14 protein-coding genes, 1 rRNA gene and 1 pseudogene are annotated in these 15,861 nt (G+C 65.4%); 10 read left to right on the forward strand and 6 right to left on the reverse strand.

Annotation, left to right across the window (positions count from 1 at the left end):
• Nucleotides 1-29: 29 nt before the first annotated feature.
• Together AC1DGI_RS04730 and AC1DGI_RS04735 are read right to left on the reverse strand one after the other, a co-directional pair.
• Nucleotides 30-344: a hypothetical protein gene (locus AC1DGI_RS04730; RefSeq protein ID WP_441400367.1), complete on the reverse strand. Its 315-nt coding sequence runs from the start codon at nucleotides 342-344 to the stop codon at nucleotides 30-32.
• Between the two features lie 229 nt (nucleotides 345-573).
• Nucleotides 574-753 (reverse strand): hypothetical protein, encoded by a 180-nt coding sequence (locus AC1DGI_RS04735; RefSeq protein WP_441400368.1) that lies wholly within the window; start codon nucleotides 751-753, stop codon nucleotides 574-576.
• A 149-nt stretch (nucleotides 754-902) separates the two neighbouring features.
• Here AC1DGI_RS04735 and AC1DGI_RS04740 point away from each other — a divergent pair, with 149 nt between their 5' ends.
• The 4 genes and pseudogenes from AC1DGI_RS04740 (at nucleotide 903) to AC1DGI_RS04755 (ending at nucleotide 7,806) form a co-directional block, all read left to right on the forward strand.
• Nucleotides 903-2,351: a DUF3375 family protein gene (locus tag AC1DGI_RS04740; protein ID WP_441400370.1), complete on the forward strand. Its 1,449-nt coding sequence runs from the start codon at nucleotides 903-905 to the stop codon at nucleotides 2,349-2,351.
• Nucleotides 2,352-2,353: 2 nt separating this feature from the next.
• A pseudogene (locus tag AC1DGI_RS04745) lies at nucleotides 2,354-3,139 on the forward strand (DUF4194 domain-containing protein); the annotation flags it as partial.
• Nucleotides 3,140-3,384: 245 nt separating this feature from the next.
• A complete protein-coding gene (locus AC1DGI_RS04750) occupies nucleotides 3,385-6,888 on the forward strand; it encodes an ATP-binding protein (RefSeq protein WP_476897947.1) in 3,504 nt (1,167 codons plus the stop codon).
• A gap of 93 nt (nucleotides 6,889-6,981) precedes the next feature.
• Nucleotides 6,982-7,806, forward strand: coding sequence for an SGNH/GDSL hydrolase family protein (locus AC1DGI_RS04755; RefSeq protein ID WP_441401739.1), 825 nt, complete (start codon nucleotides 6,982-6,984; stop codon nucleotides 7,804-7,806).
• Nucleotide 7,807: 1 nt separating this feature from the next.
• On the opposite strand, the gene AC1DGI_RS04760 is transcribed toward AC1DGI_RS04755, so the two are convergent.
• Nucleotides 7,808-8,095, reverse strand: a complete 288-nt coding sequence (locus AC1DGI_RS04760; protein WP_441401741.1) for a YciI family protein — start codon at nucleotides 8,093-8,095, stop codon at nucleotides 7,808-7,810.
• Nucleotides 8,096-8,197: 102 nt separating this feature from the next.
• On the opposite strand from AC1DGI_RS04760, the gene AC1DGI_RS04765 reads away from it, so the two are divergent.
• The gene (locus AC1DGI_RS04765) at nucleotides 8,198-8,692 is read left to right on the forward strand and encodes a MarR family winged helix-turn-helix transcriptional regulator (protein WP_441401743.1); all 495 of its coding nucleotides are present in this window, start codon (nucleotides 8,198-8,200) and stop codon (nucleotides 8,690-8,692) included.
• Between the two features lie 111 nt (nucleotides 8,693-8,803).
• Nucleotides 8,804-9,565, forward strand: coding sequence for an SGNH/GDSL hydrolase family protein (locus AC1DGI_RS04770; protein ID WP_441401745.1), 762 nt, complete (start codon nucleotides 8,804-8,806; stop codon nucleotides 9,563-9,565).
• 41 nt (nucleotides 9,566-9,606) lie between these two features.
• Here the strand turns inward: AC1DGI_RS04770 and AC1DGI_RS04775 are convergent, their stop codons facing one another.
• The 3 genes from AC1DGI_RS04775 to AC1DGI_RS04785 are packed head-to-tail and all read right to left on the reverse strand — an operon-like array spanning nucleotide 9,607 to nucleotide 12,375.
• Entirely contained in the window at nucleotides 9,607-10,413 is an 807-nt protein-coding gene (locus AC1DGI_RS04775) for an FAD:protein FMN transferase (protein WP_441401747.1), read from the reverse strand.
• The gene (locus AC1DGI_RS04780) at nucleotides 10,397-10,936 is read right to left on the reverse strand and encodes an FMN-binding protein (protein WP_441401749.1); all 540 of its coding nucleotides are present in this window, start codon (nucleotides 10,934-10,936) and stop codon (nucleotides 10,397-10,399) included. The genes AC1DGI_RS04775 and AC1DGI_RS04780 overlap by 17 nt, the downstream gene beginning before the upstream one ends.
• Nucleotides 10,933-12,375 (reverse strand): ferredoxin reductase family protein, encoded by a 1,443-nt coding sequence (locus AC1DGI_RS04785; protein ID WP_441401751.1) that lies wholly within the window; start codon nucleotides 12,373-12,375, stop codon nucleotides 10,933-10,935. The genes AC1DGI_RS04780 and AC1DGI_RS04785 overlap by 4 nt, the downstream gene beginning before the upstream one ends.
• Nucleotides 12,376-12,849: 474 nt before the next feature.
• On the opposite strand from AC1DGI_RS04785, the gene rpmB reads away from it, so the two are divergent.
• From rpmB to AC1DGI_RS04805, 4 genes are all read left to right on the forward strand, one after another.
• On the forward strand, nucleotides 12,850-13,086 hold the full coding sequence (rpmB, locus tag AC1DGI_RS04790; protein ID WP_011693744.1) for a 50S ribosomal protein L28: 237 nt from the start codon (nucleotides 12,850-12,852) through the stop codon (nucleotides 13,084-13,086).
• Nucleotides 13,086-13,253 (forward strand): 50S ribosomal protein L33, encoded by a 168-nt coding sequence (rpmG, locus tag AC1DGI_RS04795; RefSeq protein WP_013602737.1) that lies wholly within the window; start codon nucleotides 13,086-13,088, stop codon nucleotides 13,251-13,253. The genes rpmB and rpmG overlap by 1 nt, the downstream gene beginning before the upstream one ends.
• Before the next feature lie 4 nt (nucleotides 13,254-13,257).
• Complete coding sequence (rpsN, locus tag AC1DGI_RS04800; RefSeq protein ID WP_043485315.1) at nucleotides 13,258-13,563, forward strand: 30S ribosomal protein S14; 306 nt, start codon at nucleotides 13,258-13,260, stop codon at nucleotides 13,561-13,563.
• 746 nt (nucleotides 13,564-14,309) lie between these two features.
• A 16S ribosomal RNA gene (locus AC1DGI_RS04805) occupies nucleotides 14,310-15,834 on the forward strand.
• Nucleotides 15,835-15,861: the final 27 nt, after the last annotated feature.

Here is a 15,861-nt window from a genome sequence, read left to right on the forward strand (position 1 = left end):
CCCTGGGTCCGCCGCGGGTGGAGGACCCTTCAGCTGTCCCGCAATACTACCCGCGGGTAGGTGCCGGTGCTAGGGGACGGCTGCCCGATTAAATCGCCGGGAAAATCGCCGGGGAGCTCCACCCCGGCGGCATGGTGCAGCAGCCGGTCCCAGGCGCCGTTAATGCCGTGGACCAGCCCGAGCAGGACGCTGGCCGCCACGAACCAGGCGAACCGGCCCACCCCCAGCAGCGCCAACGACGCGAAGGCCGCGGTCAAGATGAAGAGGCCTATCACTAGGGCAAAAACCAGCGTTCCGAGGAACACCATGGTGCCCGTTTCCAACGCGCTTGGATCGAACTGCATTCTTCCTCCTGCACCGTCGCTTCGGCTGATCAGTAGCCCGAGCGTAGGGTGCGGAAGGGGCGCCCAGCCAGAGGCGCGGGGCGGATTGGGGGCCCTTGATACGGGATCGAAATGCTACCCGGGCGTAGGTCACGGTGAGGTCGCGAAAACCACACCAGCAACAGGCGTCACAAGGGTCCGATTGCTGCCGGATCCGCACGAGGCGGGCACCGCCGTCCGTACGCGGGTCTCAGGGGTGCAGGCCGGCGTCGTCCGCCTCATGCGTGTCCGTCGGTTGCGGCGCGATACTGACGCCTGGCACCGGGACTCCCGGACCCAGCAGGCCGTCCGCCGCGACGGCCACTGAGGCGCTACTGAGGACCACCGCCGTCGACGCCGCACCTATGATCCATGCAGTCTTGGTCCGCATCTCACTCTCCTCCCACGTAGTCCTTCAAGTGTGCGCCCGCAGCGCGACAGGTACAACGGTGATTCCGGTGGCCCTGCGTTAACCTTGTAGTTGGCAGTTTTCTTTAGTCCGCTGCCCACCCCCCACCTCGGCAGCGATAGGAGAAGTGCGTGTCCCGTTCCGCCCTGTCCTCCGCCGACGCCATCAGCGCCCGGCTCCGGGACCTCGAACTCCTCACCAAAGGTCCGGCATGGGCATTGACCCGCTCGGCCCCGTGGGTGATAGCCGTGCTGCAGGCCTCCTTTACCCGCACCCGGCCGCAGCTGCCGCTGGAACAGTTCCACGCCGACGTCGACGCCTTCCTTGAGCAGCTCCGCCGCCAGGATCCGGGCTTGGGCGGCTCCGCCAACGGCAAAGGCTTCGGCGATGAGTGGACCCGCAAGAACTTCCTGACCCGCCGGAACCAGTCCGGCCAGATTGTCTACGAGGTCACCGAGCCCGCGGCCCGTGTCCTGGCCTTCCTGGACAGCCTCTCCAGTGAACGTTCCACCCTGAACGGTTCACGCCTCGGCACGTTGCTGGGCGACGTGGAAAAACTTGCCAACGAGACCAACCCGGACCAGAGCGCACGGCTGGTCTCCCTGGAAGAAGAAATCGGCGAACGCCGGCAACTGATCGAGGAGATCAGCTCCGGCGAGTTCGACGGGCTGCTCGACGACGAGGAAGCCGTCGAAGCGGCCGGCAACATCCTGGACCTCGCCGCCAGCCTGCCCGCGGACTATAAGAAGATGCGGGACCGGATCGAGGAACTGGTGGGTGAGCTCCGAAACCAGATCATCGAGGAGTCGCTCAGCAAGGGTGCCACGATGGCGCAGGTGCTGGAGGCCGACAAACGGCTCCGGCAGAGCCCCGAAGGCAGGACCTTCCGGTCCTTCACCGCCTTCCTGGAGGATCCGCAGCAGCAACTGCGCTTCCGTTCCGCGATCGGGGAGGTGCTCAGCCGGCAGTTCGCCGACGAGCTGAGCCAGGATGAGCGTGAGACGCTGAAAAACCTGGTGGCCGAACTGCGCAGCCAGCACAGCCAGATCCAGCGGATTTACGGAAAGCTCAGCGAAAGCCTCAACACCTATGTCCAGAGCGACGACTACCGCCAGTCCGTCAGGCTCCGCAAGGTCCTGCGCGAGGCCGAGCAGGCGATCCGCTCGCTGCCCTACGAGCGCGAGCGCCCGGGCCTGGTCCGCGGACCGGTGCTCTTCAACGCCGGCTTCGAATCCCTGGCCATGGTCAAGCTCTTCGATCCGGATGAGTTTGCCGCGCCGCCGAGGCTGGCGGACCCGATCGCGTTCAGCGACTCCGACCGGGTGCGCTCGCCGCGGACCGGCAAGGCCAGCCCCGAGGCGATCCGCACCGCCGTCGCAGGTGTGTCCACCCTGGCGGAGGCCTGGGAGCAACTGCCGGGGACCGAACGCCACATCAACTCCATCCGTGCCCTGCTCTCGCACGCGCTGCACCAGGGTGCAGACTTCGACCGCGGGGCCTGGGCGGCGCTGGACTTCGAACAGATCGACGGCTCGGTCCGCACCGCGTACCTGCCTGTCGTCACGCTTAAGAAGGATTGAAGATGACCGACCTTGTCCAGGAAGCGCCCGGCACGGAACGGGAGCACGAGCCGGAGCACGTGCACGCCGATCCCTTCACCGTGACACCGCGGGACACCTTCGTCGACGGCGCGGCACTCTTCCCGGGCGACACCGGAGTGCTCCCGATGAAGGTCCGGCAGGCGCTCGTGAAGCTCCTCAAGGGCCCATACATCGACGGCGGCCGGGACGAAAAGCTCTGGACCACACTGCTGGACAACCAGCTGATCCTGCGCAGCCGCCTCTCCGACGTGCTCCTGACGCTGCAACTGGACCATGAACGCAAGGTGGCCGTGCTGCGGCCGGTGGACCCCGAGGCGATCGGCGGCAGCACCCGCTCCAGCATTCTGCGCCAGCAGCGTGCCCTGAGCCGGGTCGAAACCATCGTGCTGCTGCGCCTGCGCCTCCTCCTGGACCGTCACGTCACCGCCCAGACCGATCCGACGATCACGCGCGAGGAAATCGCCGACCTGGTGGCCCACTACCAGCCCGCCGGCCAGCAGGACGCCCTGCGCGATTCCGACGTCGTCAACCGCGCCATCACCAAGCTCCTGGCCCGCCAACTACTCCTCACCACGGGCCTGGACGACGTCTACACCATCTCCAACGCCCTCCCGCTGGCCCTCCCCTTCGAAAACATCGGCGACATCCCGGCCCAAATCGAAGCCCTAATCGCCGCCTCCGCCGACCCCACCGGCACAGAACCCCTGATCGACATCGACGGCGACAGCCCCGCGAGCTCCGACGAGGACACTGAAGACGACGCTCAAGGTGAGCCGATCACCGACGACGACGACGATTCCCGAGTAATCAGCAGCGGCAGCCCCGGGGACATGCGGCAGCATGCGTCTAAGCTGGGCCCCCTCGGAGAGGGTTCCCTGGCCGAGCTTGCGAGGCAAGGGAGTCCGAGGGGCGGAACGAGCGAGCATGCAGAGCATGTGTCCGGTGATGCCGCGATAGGCGACCACAAGGATGCCGCGATAGGCGACCACACTGAGGAAGCGGAGGCAGCCAAGTGAGTATCGCGACCATGCTGCCGTTAGGCGAACTCACCAACCCCGGCCAGATGCGCCTAGCCCTGGTCCAGGTGGTCAACTGGGGCACCTTCCATGGCGCCCATACAATGCACGTGGACCGCAACGGCACCCTGCTGACCGGCAACTCCGGGGTCGGCAAGTCAACGCTGTTCGACGCGATGCTGCGAGTGTTCGACGCGCGGCCCCGCTCCAACGAGGCCGCGGCCCAGCGCGCCGGCGGCGCCGTCGAGGACAAACGAACCACCTTCACGTACATGCGCGGCAAGGTGGGGGACAAAGCCGTGGGCGAGGGCTCCGCCAGCGCCTTCCAACGCCCCGGCGCGACCTGGTCCGCCGTCGGGCTGACCTTCGACAACGCCGCGGGCACCCGGGTGACCGTCTCGGCACTCTTCGACGTGCCCAAGAACGGGACCGAGTCGAGCGTCGGCCGGTTCTATTTGATAGACAATAAGCCGCTGGACCTGGCCGCGCTCGAGGGCATCGCAGAGAAGCGGTTCACCAAGTCGGCGCTGGAAGGGATCTTCCCGGATGCCCAAATCTTTGACGTCCACAAAGCCTTCGCCGAGCGTTTCCGGCGCCTGCTGGGCATCAACTCGGACCAGGCCCTGCCGCTGCTGCGCGTGATCCAGGCCGGCAAGGGCCTGGGCGGCAGTGTCAATACCTTCTTCCGCGACCAGGTCCTGGATGCGCCCGCCACCTTGGCTGCCGCGGACGACGTCGTCGAGGAATTCAGCAACCTGATGTCCATCCGGCAACGGCTCGAGGATGTCCGGCAGCAGCGCGACCAGCTGGCGCCCGTCCCCGGATTGAACAAGGAGTACGCACAGTCCTTGCTCGACGCGAACCGGCTGCGGGATCTCGCCGGCGAGGAGTTCGAGGCCTATAAGCAGCAGCTGGCCGTCAGCGTGCACGGCAAAACCCTGGAACGCTTCAAGGCGCTGGCACAGGATAAGGCAAAGCAGCTCGGCGCCGAACGCGGCGTCCGTGACGGTCTGGCCAAGGAACTGCGCGAGCTCGAGGCGGACTACAACAACCAGGGCGGCAACGCGATTTCCGCGATCGAACAGTCGCTGGAGAACGCCCGGGTGGGTCTCAAACTCCGCGAGCAGGTCGAGGAAGCCGCCCGCAAAGCCCTGACCGACGCCGGCCTGGAGCTTGAGTGGACGCCCGCGGGCTGGGAGCAGGCGCACGAGCACGCGGCGGCGCGCTCCGTCGAGCTGCAGGACCATTCGGAGTCGCTCAAGGAGCTTCGTTTCGAGGCGTTCGACGGTCACGCGACCAGGAAGCGGGAGCTCGCCGCGGCCCAGCAGGAACTTGTCTCGCTCAAGACGCGCAAGTCCCTGCTGCCGCCGTCGAGCATTGAAAACCGCAGTGCCATCGCGGCGGCCACCGGCATTTCCGAGGAGCAGATGCCCTTCGGCGGTGAGCTCATCGACCTCGCGGAGGGCCACGAACAGTGGCGGCCGGCTGCCGAACGCGCCCTGCGCAGCCTGGCCACCACGCTGCTGGTCCCGGGCGAGCACTTTGCAGCCGTTACCCGCTACCTCAACGACTATCCGGTCCGCGGTGCGTTGCGCGCGGTGGACATTTCGAAGCCGCTCGCCGGCGGCGCGCTGGCCGTGGAGGACGCGGCCGACGGCGATCTGCTGACCAAGCTGGACATCCTCACCGCCGGTCCGGCGGGCAGCGCCTTCGCGGCGGCCGGCGAGTGGATCCGGGAGCGGATTGCGCTCGATTTCGCCTACCCCTGCGTGGAGGATCCGGGCGAGCTGGCCGGGCTGGACAAGGGCCTGAGCCTCGGCGGCGTGGTCAAGCGCAACCGCCACACCGTGGAAAAGGATGACCGCTTCACCTCGCGGCAGGACTACGTGCTCGGCTTCGACAACGCCGCCAAACTTGAAGTGGTGGCCGCGCAGGTCGAGGAGCTCCGACAGGAACTCGCCAAGGCCGCCGAACTGGCGCAAAGCCGGGAAGAGTCGCACCAGGGCATGACCCGCCAGCTCGACGCACTGCGCCGCGTGGCCCACGACCACCGGCCCTGGGAGCAGGTGTCCGCTGCGGTTGCCGCCGAGGAGCTCGCGAGGATTGAGCAGCGGCTCAAGGACGCCCTCGCCGCGCAGGCGGACCTCGAGCCGCTGCGCGCCAACATCGATGTTTCCCGACAGAAACACCAGTCCAGCACCGAGGCGGCGGCCGTACTGCAGAGCGAGTACAAGGCTCTCGACGCGCAGCTCAGCACGGCCGATTCGCTGCTGGACGCCGCGCAGGCGCGCCTGGCCCAGCAGCCGCCGTCGGACGCCACCGTCGCGGCGCTGGAACCTTACTTCACCGGCTTCGGCGAGCTGGCCGAAATGCATGAGCTGGACAACCTCGCCAACCAGGTCCGGACCCGGCTGCAGGCCGAACTGCACGCCGCCGAGTCCCGCGGGCAGGCCACCTCCGAGCGGCTCACGCGCATCTTCGAGGGCTTCGTCCGCGAGTGGGGCACGGCGATTTCCGCGGACCACGGCACTTCGATCGGGGCCGCCGGCGAGTTCGAATCCCGCTACCACGCCATTGTCAGCGACGGCCTTCCGGCGCAGGAAGCCGAGTTCCGGCAGTTCTTCAACCAGCGCACGCACGAGTCCTTCAGCACGCTGTTGCACCTGCTTGACGAGGAACGCCGCTCCATCACAAGCCGCATCCTGCCGCTGAACGGCATCCTCTCCGAGGTCAACTTCCACGAAGGCAGCTTCCTGGAGCTGGACATCAAGCAGACCCTGCCGGCTACCGCGAAGCAGTTCAAGGACGCCATCCAGAACGCGCTGAAGGTCCGCCACACCCGGCCCGGGAAGGCTGCCGCGCCGGCCGCCGTCGCCGGCGCGGAGACGGACGACGACGCCGAGCTCACCAACCGCTACAAGTCGCTCGAAACGCTGGTGAAGCGGCTCGGGTCGCAGACCCCCGAGGACCGCCGCTGGCGTGCCGAGGTGCTGGACGTCCGCGGGCACCTTTTCATCCAGTGCAAAGAGCACCGCGAAGTGCGGGACTCCGGGTCCAAAGCTGCGAAGAACGGCGGCAAGAGCCGCGCGGTAAAGACCGAGGTGTTCATGCACGCCGATACCGGCTCGATGTCCGGCGGTGAGCGGCAGCGCTTCACCGCATTCATCATGGCGGCGGCGCTGAGCTACCAGCTGGGCATCGCCGAGCAAGGCTTCACCACGTACGGCACCGTGATGATGGACGAGGCCTTTGTGCTGGCGTCGGAGGAGTTCGCCGGCGCCGGCATCAAGGCGCTGCACGAGTTCGGCTTCCAGCTGCTGCTGGCCGCACCGGAAAACGTGATCGACCTGTCCCGCCACCTTGGCTCGGTTACCGAGATCCTCCGGGACAAGCGCACCAACCGCTCCGGCGTCCTCACGGCCCCGGTGATCGCGCCGGGCCCCGGTTCGGAGGGGAAATGGCGGTCCGAGGCCAACCCGGTCGACATCGTCCTGCGCTAACCCATCGTCCGCGGCGGTGCGGGCTGCACGTCGCGCCCCGTGTGTTCACCCCGCCGTTCCCTTCTGGTCTGCTGGGCTGGTTAGCGTGGACAGGTGGCCGAGAACCTTTTGAATCCGGGCCCCAACGGGCGGCGAGTTTACGTTGCCCTGGGGGACTCGTTCACGGAGGGCGTGGGGGACCGGAGCACGAGGCTTCCCAACGGAGTCCGGGGCTGGGCCGACCGGGTGGCCGAGAAGCTGGCGAAGGCAGAACCCGGGTGGGAGTACGCCAATCTGGCCATCCGCAGCAAGCGGCTACGGCACATCATTGCTGAGCAGCTGGAGCCTGCGCTCGCCATGGAACCGACCCTGGTCACCCTGTACGCCGGCGGGAACGACATCCTGGACTTCGGCACGGACATCGAAGACTTGATGGACGATTACGAACACCTCGTGGCGAAACTTAGCGCCACCGGCGCCACCGTGGTCCTGTTCACCGGCTTCGACGTTAAGGTTTCGGTATTGCTCGAGCCGCTGAAGAGGCGCAACAACCTCTACAACCGCCGCGTCCGGGAGCTGGCTGACTGGTACGGCGCGGTGCTCGTGGACTACTGGTGCTTCGATGCCTTCCACGACCCCCGGATGTGGGACTCGGACCGGTTGCACATGTCCAAGGCGGGCCACAAATATCTCGCCGCGCAGGTCCTGGACCATCTGGGCGTACCGCACAACATCAGTCCCAAGGACTGGGAGCCGCCCGTCAGGCTGGGTCTCCGGGAGTGGGAGCGGCGGCAGCGCCGCTGGGTGCACGATTGGGTGCTTCCCCTCTTCGGCCGCAAGTTGCGCGGTGTCACGCTGGGGGACGAGCTCACTCCGCGCTGGCCGGAACCCGTTAAGGTCCCTCGCAAGGGCGGGCTGAAAAAGCTGCTGCCCGGCTGAGCTAACTGTCCTGCAGGTTTTCGTAGCCGGGCGCGACGCGGCTCGCGTGGAACTCCTCGACGTCGTAATCGGCCACACCGTTGACGTAGAAGGGGTCCTTGACCAGTGCGGCGTCCAAATCGGAGCGGTCCGCGTTGGACAGCAGGAGCGCACCGGTGCGCGGGATTTTGCGCCCTGCCACCATGAAGACACCGCTGTCGAAGGCGTCCTGCAACCAGGCGACGTGCGCCGACAGGTGGAACTCGACTATCTCTTCGGGCACCTTGTAGGTCAGGGAGACTACGTACATAGCGTCAGCCTACCGCTTGCCGAGGGCCCGCAGGCGGCTCGGCTGACGCCCGGCCCGCGCCGACGTTGAACCGTCAAGCATCGAGGCTCCTAGAATAGAGCCATGACCGAACCGCGCTGGCTCACCGCCGACGAACGCCGTGCCTGGCTGGCCCAACTGAGCATCAACACGCTGCTGCCCGCCGCGCTTGACACGCAATTGCATGCGGCCGGCAAACTCTCGCTATTCGACTACAACGTCCTGGCCATGCTCTCCGAGGCGGAGGGCCGGTACCTGCCCATGAGCGAACTGGCGGCGCGCACCAGCGCCTCGCTGTCCAGGCTCTCGCACGTGGTCACCAAGCTCCAGAACCGTGGGTGGCTCGAGCGGCGGCCGCACCCCGGCGACGCCCGGGTCACCACCGCCCACCTCACCGACGCCGGCATGACCACCATAGAGGGACTCGCGCCCGGGCATGTGGAGGCCGTCCGCACGCTGTTCCTCGACGCTCTGGATCCCGATGACGTCGCGATGATGGCCCGGATCGGCGAAAAGATCGTGTCCAGGCTCGACGCCGGCCACTGGATCCTGCGCGACATCACGCCTCCGCCCGCCTGACCCCACCCAACTGCCTGGCAGTAGTTGCCGTTTTGAGGCGTCATAACGGCAACAATTGCGAGCCACTTGGGCGTCTTGGTTGCTCTCAGCAACAGGTGGCAGACTGTCTCCATGGATTTCACAGCCCGCTACGTTGCTCTTGGAGACTCCTTCACAGAGGGCGTCGGCGACGACGACCAGAGCCGCCCCAACGGCGTCCGCGGCTGGGCGGACCGCGTGGCCGAGCAGCTGGGCGCAGCGGACCCGGGCTTCGGCTACGCCAACCTCGCCATCCGCGGACGGAAGCTCCGCCAGATCCTGGCCGAGCAGGTGGACGCCGCCGTCGCGCTGAACCCGACCCTCGTGACCATCTATGCCGGCGCGAACGACATCCTGCGCCCCAAGGTGGACATCGATAACCTGCTGGCGGACTACGACGCCGGGATCCGCAAGCTGAAAGCTACCGGCGCCACCGTGGTGCTGTTCACCGGATTCGACGCCCGCGGCTCCAAGGTCTTCGGGACCACGCGCGGCCGCACCGCCATCTACAACGAATTGGTCCGCGGCATTGCGGGGGACCACGATGCCCTGCTGGTGGACTATTGGCGGTTCACGGAGTACTACGACTGGGGCATGTGGGCGACCGACCGCATGCACATGTCGGCAGCCGGGCACGCCAACATGGCCAAGCGCGTCCTTGAAGTGCTGGAGCACGAGCACTCGATCGAGGTGCCCCCGATGACGCCGGTTCCGGAACTCAGCCGCTCCGAGGCGATCCGCGCGAACGCCCGCTGGGTGCGCGAATTCGCCGGACCCTGGGTGGTCCGCCGGGTCACGGGCAAGTCCTCCGGCGACGGGCTCTCGCCGCGGTATCCTCAGCTCACGCGCCTCTAAGCCCGGAGCAAGGAGCAGCAACAGGCAGGCGCGGGGCGAGCCTAGCCCCGGAACCCCGCCGTGGCGAGGATGCCGCCGTCGTTCCGGATGGCGAGTACCTCAACGTCCCAGCCGCTCGTCGCACGGTTGAGCATCGGCACGCCGCCGGCCACGATTGCCGTGGCGAGCACATCTGCGGTGACAACGTCGGCCGCGGCCACCGAAACCTGGAGGAATTCACTGATTCCTGTGTTGCTGGTCCAGATGTGGTCGCCGCGTTCAGCGGAGCCGGAGGTGGCGAGCGCACGGGCGCCGGTGCCGCCGCCCAGCGGGTAGGCAGCGATCAGGGTCTTGCGGTGCTGCGGATCAACGATGCCGGCCTGCCACCGGGCACGACTGCCCATAATGGGCGAACCTGCGACCAGCACATCGCCGCCGGCGTTCAGGCACCAGTCGTCGAGTCCCAGTGACTGCAGAGCGGCCCCGGCTTCCTTGATCGCGAAGCCCTTCACCAGCCCGGACAGGTCCGGCACGCCGTCCGGCCGTTCCGGAGTGAACGCGCCCTCGGTCAGCAGCCGCCATTCGGCTGCTTCGGCGTAGCGGTCCCGGAAGTCCTGCGACGCCTCGCGCAGCGAAAGCTCCCCGCGCGCCAGTCGGCTGGCCTCGGACCCGTGCCGGTAGAGGCTGAATCGGGCGTCAAGTTCCAGGAACAGCTGTTCGACGACGTCGGTCGCGGCCGCCAGCGAGGCAGCGGCTGCCGCGGTCCAGTGCTCGGTTCCGGCGGGGACGGTGAGACTGACCACCGTGCCCATGGAGTGGAAGGTCTGGGCCTTGAGCTCAGGCCGGCCGAGCTCAGAGGTGGGCTGCATCGAGAGCCGACTGGAGTGAGGTCAGGTAGGCGGAACTGGTGACGGTGGCCCCGCTGACGGTCTGCACGTTGGCCGACTGGGCCTGGAGGACCTCGGAGCGCAGCACCGGGGCGGCGTAGTTGCTGATCTGCACCGACCTGCGATCTTCATTTGTCAGTTGCAGGGCGCTGACTTCCGAGATCTTGCCGCTGCCGACGCTGATCTGCACCTGGACCGGGCCGAAGCGGGTCTGCACGACGGAACCGGCGAAGGTGCCGCCGGCCGCGGCCGCCGCGCCGGTCGTCCCGGTTGACCCGGTTGACCCAGTCGAACTTGAAGTTCCGGTCGATCCTGAGGCCGAGCTGCCGGCCACACCGCTCGAGCCCGAGGTGCCGGAACCACTGCCGGTAGATCCGGCGCCATTGGTGCCAGCCGAGATGCCAACCGCGCTGGCCGTAGTGGGAGCGTGGGTTCCCGACTGCCAGCCGACCACGAGGATGCCGACCGAGGCCAGGGTTGCTGAAACTACTGCGCGAATTCTCACCAGTCGAACCTTTCGTAGTGGAGTTGCTCTTCCCGCACGCCGGCTCGGCGTGCGTCGTGGAGGACGTTTTGTGCCCAGCCGGCGGGCCCGCAGACGTAGACGTCCGAGTTGGCGAGATCTGGTGCGTAGCTGGCCAGCTTGTAGCCGGCGCGTGCCTCGCTCTCCGGCAACCAGGTCTGTGCGCCGCGGGGGCGGCGGCCGGTCAGGTGGAATAGTGTGGCACCTCGGCGGTGGCATAGATCGAGGATTTCCTGGCCGAGGTAGAGTCCGGAAGCGCTGTGGCCGCGGAGTATCACCGTCGCGTCGCCCGGTGCGAACGGAGTGCTCTCCAGCAGGGCGCGGATCGGGGTGATGCCGATGCCCGCACCAATCATCACTACGTGCTTGCGGCTGCGCGACGCGGTGCTGAACAGCCCGTAGGGTCCTTCGACAGCCACCCGGGTGCCGGGCTTCAGCCGGGCCAGCTGCGCCGACCCCCTGCCGAGATTGCGGACCGTGATCCGCAGCCGGCCCCCGCCGTCGGCGTCGATCTGCATCGGCTCCGCGGAGAGGCTGAACGGATGCGGGTGCCACCACTGCCCGGGGGCGAGGAAGCGCCAGATAAAGAAACGGCCGCCGCTGCCGGCGAGCTCGTCGAGGTGCCGGCCGGCCATTTCGATGCTGACCACGCCTTGGCTCACGGCCACCACACGACTGACCCGCAACTGGTGCCGGAAGGTAGCAACGATCGGCTCAAGGACCCGGTAGTGCAGGAGCGCTGCCCCCGTGAAGATGCACACCGCGAGCCAATACCAGCGTTGCCAGGTACCCTCGGCGAAGAGTCCACCGACGCTGAACTGGTGAGGCAGGGACGTCAGCACCGCGGCATAGGTGAGCAGGTGAACGACGTACCAAAACTCATAGGGAAAACGACGGCGGACGGCCACCAGGGAGGTGACGACGACGGCGATGAACAGTGCCATCGAGACATAGGCGAGCCACATGTCCGAAACGTTGTTCCAAAGCGACACCGTTTCGCTGACCGGATCAAGTCCCTCGGCCATCCCATAGCCGACCGCGAGCAGAACGCCGTGGGCCAGCAGGAGGTACAGGGATGGCTTGCCGAGTTTGCGGTGGAACTCGAGGGCTCGGTCATGTCCGACCGCACCGTCGATGATCGGAAGGCGCGCTGCCAGGAGCAGCATGAGCAGCACCAAGTCCATGCCGGCCAACCCGGCCACGATCCCCACCGCATCGAAAGCTCCGGCCACGCTCGAGAAGCCAGCGGCTCCGCCGTCGGCCAGCCACAACGCCACGGCCGCCGCCAGTGATGCCCAGGCGATTACGGTGAGGAGGTCTGCTTTGAGCATCCGACTGCGGTGCTGTCCCTCGAACGGGTTCCGGGAGACCGGCGCCCGCCGGACCGCGGGCTGCAAGGCAGTCTGGGTTGATGTGTTCATGTATCCAGAGTCTGCCCATTGCCTATCATTTTGCTGTGAAAGAACTGCGCCCCGCATAAGACTTGCCGGCGGACCGGACCGCGTGCACTACCACGCCGTCGGGCCAGAATTGGTCTTTAATTGGCCGAGCCCGTAGACTTGGTGGGCGCTAGGTGGCGCGGAGCGTGTGCAATTGCTCCGGTTGGCGGAAAGGTCTGAGAAATCGGGCAGTCCCGGTGGCCGGTAGTTAGGGGCTCAAGTTGCGTGCACTCCTGTATTCGCCCAGCATCCCGGCACGCCGCGGTGATTTCCCCCGGAAATCTCGGCCCGGTGCCCGTGACCCACAATCTTCGCCGCAGTGAGGACTGCAACTGGCTAAGCCGGTTGTCGGAAGACTGCGGATCGCAGGTGGGGGCTGGATGCGGACGCTGCCTGTCGCACGGTTATGTGGGAACTCTGCAGCCGTTTCATTTTATTTTCATGAGGAGAGTCGTCATGGCAGCACACTGCCAGGTGACCGGAGCCGAGCCGGGCTTTGGACACAGCATTTCGCACTCGCACCGTCGCAACAAGCGCCGGTTCGACCCGAACATCCAGAAGAAGCGCTACTGGGTTCCGTCCCTGCGCCGTAACGTCACCCTGCAGGTCTCTGCACGTGGCATCAAGACCATCGACGTACGTGGCATCGACGTAGTCGTCGCCGCCATCCTGGCACGAGGAGTGAAGCTCTAGTGGCAAAGGACAAGGACGTACGTCCGATCATCAAGCTCAAGTCGACCGCGGGCACGGGTTACACCTACGTGACGCGCAAGAACCGTCGTAACGATCCGGACCGCATGGTCCTGAAGAAGTACGATCCCAAAATCCGCCAGCACGTCGAATTCCGAGAGGAGCGCTAAACACATGGCTAAGAAGTCAATGATCGCTAAGAACGAACAGCGTAAAGTCATCGTCGAGCGTTACGCTGCAAAGCGCCTCGAACTGAAGAAGGCTCTGGTTGACCCCAACTCAACCGACGAAGCACGCGAAGCTGCCCGCCTTGGCTTGCAGAAGCTGCCCCGCAACGCCTCGCCGGTCCGCCTGCGTAACCGCGACATCATCGACGGCCGCCCCCGCGGCACGTTCCAGAAGTTCGGTATCTCCCGTGTTCGCTTCCGCGACATGGCTCACCGCGGTGAGCTCCCGGGCATCACGAAGTCTTCCTGGTAATTCAGCACCCCTGAAGCCAGCGGCTTGATCAAGGGCCGGCAACCAATTGGTTGCCGGCCCTTTTCGCATTTAACCCGGTCTTCGCTTGGACCCGGCTCGGTTGGGGCCGCCTGCGGCTAACCCGGTTCGGACGTGGCCGCCTGCGGCCCCGCCAGCCACCGCTCGCCTGCGCGGACGACGACGGTGACGGAGCGCACACCGTCCACTTGCGGCCCGGATGCCAGAAATCTGCCCTCTCAGGCACGCATTGGGGGCTGGTTTCCTTGTGTTTCCGGGGTTTTTGGTGGGTGGGGGTATCGGTGGGGGCCGATTTGTGGGGTCCGGGTTTGGTGTGTAAAGTAGTTCGAGTCGCCGCCGCTGAAGCGGAAAGATAGCGACCGACCCCCTCGATAAACGGCCTGGAAAACGGCGCATTTTTGGTGCGCTGAAGACCGGGCGGGGGCCTGTTCCTGGACCGGGTGATCGCGGAAACGCTGATTTGCCTGGGGGTCTGGATTCGGGTAAGTTTGAGAAGTTGCTCCGGAGCGATCCGCGGCCCTGTGGGGTTGTGGTGGTGCCGGGTGTGTCTGTTGTTTGAGAACTCAATAGTGTGCCAAGTTTGTTGATACCAATTTATTGTATTGAATTGGTTGAATTTGCCGGGTCATGCCACCCCGTGGTGTGGTCTGGTGTTTTTGGCTGGTTTCAAATTTTGTGCATTGTGTGSTTCCCGTTTTCCCGGGGGCGCATGGTGTGTCTGTTTTWCTTCAACGGAGAGTTTGATCCTGGCTCAGGATGAACGCTGGCGGCGTGCTTAACACATGCAAGTCGAACGATGATCCGGTGCTTGCACCGGGGATTAGTGGCGAACGGGTGAGTAACACGTGAGTAACCTGCCCTTAACTCTGGGATAAGCCTGGGAAACTGGGTCTAATACCGGATATGACTCCTCATCGCATGGTGGGGGGTGGAAAGCTTTTTGTGGTTTTGGATGGACTCGCGGCCTATCAGCTTGTTGGTGAGGTAATGGCTCACCAAGGCGACGACGGGTAGCCGGCCTGAGAGGGTGACCGGCCACACTGGGACTGAGACACGGCCCAGACTCCTACGGGAGGCAGCAGTGGGGAATATTGCACAATGGGCGCAAGCCTGATGCAGCGACGCCGCGTGAGGGATGACGGCCTTCGGGTTGTAAACCTCTTTCAGTAGGGAAGAAGCGAAAGTGACGGTACCTGCAGAAGAAGCGCCGGCTAACTACGTGCCAGCAGCCGCGGTAATACGTAGGGCGCAAGCGTTATCCGGAATTATTGGGCGTAAAGAGCTCGTAGGCGGTTTGTCGCGTCTGCCGTGAAAGTCCGGGGCTCAACTCCGGATCTGCGGTGGGTACGGGCAGACTAGAGTGATGTAGGGGAGACTGGAATTCCTGGTGTAGCGGTGAAATGCGCAGATATCAGGAGGAACACCGATGGCGAAGGCAGGTCTCTGGGCATTAACTGACGCTGAGGAGCGAAAGCATGGGGAGCGAACAGGATTAGATACCCTGGTAGTCCATGCCGTAAACGTTGGGCACTAGGTGTGGGGGACATTCCACGTTTTCCGCGCCGTAGCTAACGCATTAAGTGCCCCGCCTGGGGAGTACGGCCGCAAGGCTAAAACTCAAAGGAATTGACGGGGGCCCGCACAAGCGGCGGAGCATGCGGATTAATTCGATGCAACGCGAAGAACCTTACCAAGGCTTGACATGGACTGGAAACATCTGGAGACAGGTGCCCCGCTTGCGGCCGGTTCACAGGTGGTGCATGGTTGTCGTCAGCTCGTGTCGTGAGATGTTGGGTTAAGTCCCGCAACGAGCGCAACCCTCGTTCCATGTTGCCAGCGCGTAATGGCGGGGACTCATGGGAGACTGCCGGGGTCAACTCGGAGGAAGGTGGGGACGACGTCAAATCATCATGCCCCTTATGTCTTGGGCTTCACGCATGCTACAATGGCCGGTACAAAGGGTTGCGATACTGTGAGGTGGAGCTAATCCCAWAAAGCCRKTCTCAGTTCGGATTGSRGKCTGCAACTCGMCYSCATGAAGYCGGARTCGCTAGTAATCGCRGATCAGCAACGCYGCGGTGAATACGTTCCCGGGCCTTGTACACACCGCCCGTCAMRYCACGARAGTTKGTAACACCCGAAGYCGGTGGCCTAACCCCTTGTGGGAGGGAGCTGTCGAAGGTGGGACTGGCGATTGGGACTAAGTCGTAACAAGGTAGCCGTACCGGAAGGTGCGGCTGGATCACCTCCTTTCTAAGGAGCACCTACAACAACCCTGCC

Source organism: Arthrobacter sp. 05N428_2, from assembly GCF_056397065.1.

Bases quoted from the DNA above. Each gene is read 5' to 3' on its own strand.
- AC1DGI_RS04775 (WP_441401747.1), bottom strand. From the start codon at position 10,413: ATGCAGCCCACCTCTGAGCTCGGCCGGCCTGAGCTCAAGGCCCAGACC.
- AC1DGI_RS04770 (WP_441401745.1), top strand. From the start codon at position 8,804: ATGGATTTCACAGCCCGCTACGTTGCTCTTGGAGACTCCTTCACAGAG.
- AC1DGI_RS04735 (WP_441400368.1), bottom strand. From the start codon at position 753: ATGCGGACCAAGACTGCATGGATCATAGGTGCGGCGTCGACGGCGGTG.
- AC1DGI_RS04760 (WP_441401741.1), bottom strand. From the start codon at position 8,095: ATGTACGTAGTCTCCCTGACCTACAAGGTGCCCGAAGAGATAGTCGAG.
- rpmB (WP_011693744.1), top strand. From the start codon at position 12,850: ATGGCAGCACACTGCCAGGTGACCGGAGCCGAGCCGGGCTTTGGACAC.
- AC1DGI_RS04730 (WP_441400367.1), bottom strand. From the start codon at position 344: ATGCAGTTCGATCCAAGCGCGTTGGAAACGGGCACCATGGTGTTCCTC.
- rpsN (WP_043485315.1), top strand. From the start codon at position 13,258: ATGGCTAAGAAGTCAATGATCGCTAAGAACGAACAGCGTAAAGTCATC.
- AC1DGI_RS04785 (WP_441401751.1), bottom strand. From the start codon at position 12,375: ATGAACACATCAACCCAGACTGCCTTGCAGCCCGCGGTCCGGCGGGCG.
- AC1DGI_RS04765 (WP_441401743.1), top strand. From the start codon at position 8,198: ATGACCGAACCGCGCTGGCTCACCGCCGACGAACGCCGTGCCTGGCTG.